Origin of the sequence: Eudoraea sp. (assembly GCF_049669105.1) — a bacterium.
Lineage (GTDB): Bacteria > Bacteroidota > Bacteroidia > Flavobacteriales > Flavobacteriaceae > Eudoraea.
In genome coordinates this window covers 1-5,140 of record NZ_JBATKE010000206.1, presented here as the reverse complement: position 1 = coordinate 5,140, position 5,140 = coordinate 1, and the positions used below count along the sequence as shown (strand labels likewise).

The 5,140-nt window shown below is 36.7% G+C and carries 2 protein-coding genes; one reads left to right on the top strand and one right to left on the bottom strand.

The features are described from left to right. Window positions 1-343 precede the first annotated feature (343 nt). Window positions 344-2,218, bottom strand: a complete 1,875-nt coding sequence (locus WBM60_RS15695; RefSeq protein ID WP_424277579.1) for a putative porin — start codon at window positions 2,216-2,218, stop codon at window positions 344-346. A gap of 401 nt (window positions 2,219-2,619) precedes the next feature. Between WBM60_RS15695 and WBM60_RS15690 the strand changes: the two genes are divergently transcribed. After that, the coding region (locus WBM60_RS15690) for a WD40/YVTN/BNR-like repeat-containing protein (RefSeq protein WP_424283309.1) at window positions 2,620-5,140 on the top strand (2,521 nt) is incomplete at its 3' end.

Genomic DNA, 5,140 nt, shown 5'->3' with positions numbered 1-5,140 from the left:
TAAGCAGAAAAACGCTGTCTGTCAATATGTCAATGAACTTTCTTTTCAGTAGATCCTATTCCTTCTCAAAAAAACTTAACCGTGTCTACTGCCCAGCTAAGCGGGTGCAAATATAGAGCACTTTTTTTGCTTGCACAACCCTAAATCAAAAAAAATTATCCTCTAAAAATAATTAATTTATAACCCACTGAAAATGAAGCTCTCACCGTTAAAAATCATTGATAAAATACCCGGATTTTTTAACTAATAATCAATTAGGCACAAAATAATATCCTGATAATACAGCAGACAAAAGTCAGACCTACAATGTGAACCCGTATTTATTTGCAGTTTTAATATATAATTAGTAGAAGAAATTCCAGACCAACCCAAAACGTATTACAAAATCTCGATATGGGTAATCAGGGGCAGCATAAAAAGTATTCCCTGTAAATGAAGAATTAAAATGTTCTGCTTTAAGATATATCCTTGCAGTTCTGACTTTTGCATTTATAAAAAAGTCTAATAATGGAAATGCTCCAAGTTCCTCCCGGTTCTGGGTATAGAATTCTGCCAGTAAAGGATTATAAGCGTCCATATTATAACTGCTAAAATACTTAAAGGTTATTCCCGTTTGTAAGAACATTGCCTTCTTGAAAACATGCTTGGTAAAATAAAGCGTATTTCTTGTGACAAATGTGGGTAGATTTAATACTTCATTATCCTGAGTGACATTCTGATACATAATGGTATTGCTCAATGCCCAGTCTCCAAATTTAAATTCTTTAAAATATCTAACTTTTAAGTAATTTACGCTATTCGCTTCCTGAAATGGTTTTATATAAGCATTCTCCAAATTGGCATCAGCTTGTTCATCATTTGCAAGAGAAGTAAAATAAGTATAATTGTCTGTTGTTGTGTATTTTGCGCTTATATTACCCCATACCTGTGATTCCAGATTAAATTGCAGACTGCTCAGACGTTCTTTTTCAAAGTTTTGAGTGTTGTACCAATTGTAGTTTTCATAATCAGACTGATACAATAAGAAATTAAAATCTGGTAATCTGGATGAAGAATGTAAACTGGCACTAATTTTATTCTTTTCATTTATTTGGAAACTGGCTACTGCATCAATAATATTACCTGTTAACTCTCCAGAGATATTGTAAGCGATCCCGCCTTGTAACATAAAACCCCCTATCTGCTTTGAGTATTTTGCACCTATAGCTACTTCTTCCCCTTTCAGTTTATTTGGTATAAAACCTTCATCAGTGGTAATGGTGCTATTGAAAAAATAATTGTAGTTATACAAATTAACAGATGCTTTTAAAACACCCAGGGTTCTGTTAGAAAACTCTGCATTAATCTCATTATACATGGTCTTTAAGTTCGCCCTGTCACTAATAGGGCTTACCAGTGCATCTCCAAAAAATTCGTTTTCAGCATCCTGTTGAAATTTGTAACTCTTGGATTCGTAGGTAAAAGTGTGTCCAAACCCCAGGTAATTAGATTTGGAGCTAACAGAATCAGTTTCATTTTTAAGCAATCTATATTGGTGCTCGAGAAAATATCTTTTCCCAATTAATATATTCTGGGCATCCGTAAAAAAAACATCTATTCTGGACCGATCTTTAAAATCAGGGTCTTTAGATTCAAACTGTAATTCTTTATTAGAAATTCCACCGTTTTCTTCTCCTTCAATTTCCTGAGATGTCCAGTGTGCTCTTAATCTGTAACGCCCATTCTTTGTTACATAATTGGCGGTAGATTTAAAATTTCCAGATTTGACCTGACTCCACTGGTACTTCCCTAAAGACCTGAATCCTTTATATCCTATTGACAAGTTAAATCGTCTTGAGGTGTTAAAGGTCAGCATCGCATCCAACAGCTGACCCTGTTCAAAAGTGGTCTTAAAAAAAAGATCTGTCAATGGAGTGGCCACGTTATAATAGGATATGTCCTCCACCTCATAATAGTTAAAATGTCTTGCTTTAGAACCAATAGTCGGATAAAGGGTATTGCGATCAAGATTGAGACCAAGGTGATTATAAGGCTGACCTACATTGGCAAAAGGCATTAATTCAAAATCATCCCTGCGCAAATAATTGTATTTATATTCCTTGTGTATATTAAGAGTGGTATCTAAGTAAGTGGAGTCTCTTGAGTAAGAAATAATTTTGTAATCCTTGATTGTAATTTCCAGGGTGTCTGTCTTTTTGCTCTTTTTAATTTTTTTCATATTGAACCTGGCGGTGTCATTCACTATGGAAGATGATAAGGAATCATTCTGGGAAAAAAGTGAATGGCTAATAAAAACCAAGAATAACAAAAGGAGATATCTCATTGAAAAACTTTGGTTACAGTTTTTGAAATGCCGGATTCTTATACAAAAGTTTAAAATAATAGAGTAACAACTAATAAATAGATTATTCTGCTAAAGGCAAAAAAATATTATTTGATATTGTCAGCAAAGTTAATTTTTTTGTTCCTAACGAAATGTGAAAGTTTTAATGGACCTAAAACGTTCAAAAAATCAATAGTTCACGAATTATTGATCTAATAAAATACAAATTAGTGTAGTTTGGCAGAATAAATTGAATATTCTTAGTTTTTTCAGGATATTTACAAAAAAAAAATTACATGTTAAGAAAATTAGTAGTTCTTCTTCTGCTAACGAGTGCCTTTTCGTATGCTCAATTTAATGAAAGTGCTCCATGGATGAAAGATTTGAAAAAATCAAAGTCTTCTAATACAATTGCAAGGACTTCAAGTTCCTCAACAGATACCTATACCATTTATGAAATATCCGAAGCATTCAATAAGTATTGGGAAGGTAAAGATATAAACGAAAAAGGAAGCGGTTTTAAACCTTATATGCGTTGGGAAAATTACTGGATGAATTTTGTGGATACTAATGGAAATCTACCTACCTCAGAGCAATTATGGAATGCATGGCAAAAAAAGCAAGCAAACACTATTGGTAAAGCTATCAATCCAGTCAGTAATTGGACATCCATAGGTCCTTCCACACATGGAACTCAGTCAGGAAGTCTCCCGGGACAGGGAAGGATAAATGCAATAGCTGTTGATCCCAACGATGCCAATGTTTGGTATGTGGGTGCTCCGGCCGGAGGCTTATGGAAATCGACAGACGCTGGCAGTAGCTGGACAAATCTATTTGATAATTTTTTACAAATAGGGGTTTCGGGAATAGCTATTGATGCTAACAATTCTAATATAGTTTACATTTCCACCGGAGATGATGATGCAGCGGACTCATACAGTATTGGCGTTTTTAAATCTACAGATGGAGGCATAACCTGGCAAGAAACCGGACTTAATGCATCTACGAATCCCAATATTAATCTTTTAACAAATGAAATCGTAATAGACCCGACGAATTCCAATATTATTTGGGTGGGTTCAAATCGTGGGCTCTGGAAATCAACAGATGCCGGAGTAACGTTTAATAAGCAAACACCACTAAATATTACCGATTTTAAACTTAAACCGGGTGACCCGAATACGGTCCATGCCGTTTCAGTCTCCTCCTACTATAAATCCATCGATGGAGAAACTTTTACCAGAATTGATGATGGTTTACCAGATGATTCAGGCAGGCTGGTAATTGGCGTTAGCCCGGCAGATCCGGAAGTTGTATACATTTTAAGCGCAAATACTCAGAGCAGTAATTTTAGCTACCAGGGATTATACAGATCAGATGATAGTGGCGAAACATTTACTAAAACTGCAAATACTACAGATATTCTGGAGTCTAATCAGGCGTGGTTTGATCTTGCCATTGAAGTATCACCTAATGATGCCGACGAAGTATATATGGGTTGTTTAAATATTTGGAAGAGTACAGACGGTGGGGATAGTTTTGGCCAGCTCAACGAATGGTTTAGTAATACTGCTGCGTATACCCATGCAGATATTCATACCTTAAAATTCTTTAATAACAAATTGTATTGTGGGAGCGACGGGGGCATCTATGTTTCTGAAGACGGAGGGATATCTTTTGAGGATTATACCATAAATGGAATTGCCGTTGGGCAATTTTATCGTATTTCCGTGGCAAAAGATGACTCTGCTAAAATGGTGGGCGGATTACAGGATAATTCAGGATATATACGAAACAATAATGCCTGGAAAGTATATACGGGTGGCGATGGAATGGATTACGAGGTAGATCCCAGCAATAATAATATTGTATATGGTTTTGTTCAATTCGGAGACCCCTTGTTTGTGTCAACCGATTCCGGACAGACTGTGGGCAGAATCGATTCTCCTGCAGGCAGGGGAAATTGGATAACGCCTTTGGCATTAAGTAGTGAAGGAGAGGTATATGCCGGATATGATGCCGTTTACAAATTAAATGGGAATTCCTGGGAGAGGCTTTCCGATGATCTTGGGAATACCCCAATAGATGATTTAGAGGTTGATCCCAATAACCCATTGGTCTTATATGCCGCCGAAGGAAATACCGTCTTTAGAAGTGATGACGGTGGTACAACCTTTACTGAGTTCAATGTATTTGATTCAGGTATTTCAGATATCGCAATAAACACAACGGACGGATCTTTTATCTACGTAACCACATCCAATCGCGTTGGTTTCGCACAAAATCAACAACAAGATTTAAGAGGCGTTTTTAAAGTTCCGGTAGGAGTGGACGGAACAGCTGGCACCGCGGTTGACATCACACTAAATCTGCCAACAGACCAGGCATACTTTGCCATAGTGCATCAGGGTAGAAATGTAGATAATCCTATCTATGTTGCAACCAGTCTGGGTGTCTATAGATTGGATGACACCTTAACAGAATGGGAAGATTATTTTACAGGATTACCCAGTGTCGCCGTAAGTGATCTGGATATAAATCTGGTTGATGGAATTCTTACAGCTTCAACCTATGGAAGAGGAGTATGGCAGTCCCCTATCCCTATTAAAATTCCCGACGATGATATAGAGCTAATATCCATTACACCTGTTCCCGGTACTGTACTTTGCGGGGAATTTGCGCCTGAAATAGTAGTCAAAAATAAAGGTATTAACGACATTACTGAAATTGACGTGGTTTACAGCCTAAATGATGGTGGTGACCAAACTTTTCAGTGGACAGGTACTTTAATTAGCGATGCTGAAACCACCATTACAT

Bases quoted from the DNA above. Each gene is read 5' to 3' on its own strand.
- WBM60_RS15695 (WP_424277579.1), bottom strand. From the start codon at position 2,218: ATGAAAAAAATTAAAAAGAGCAAAAAGACAGACACCCTGGAAATTACA.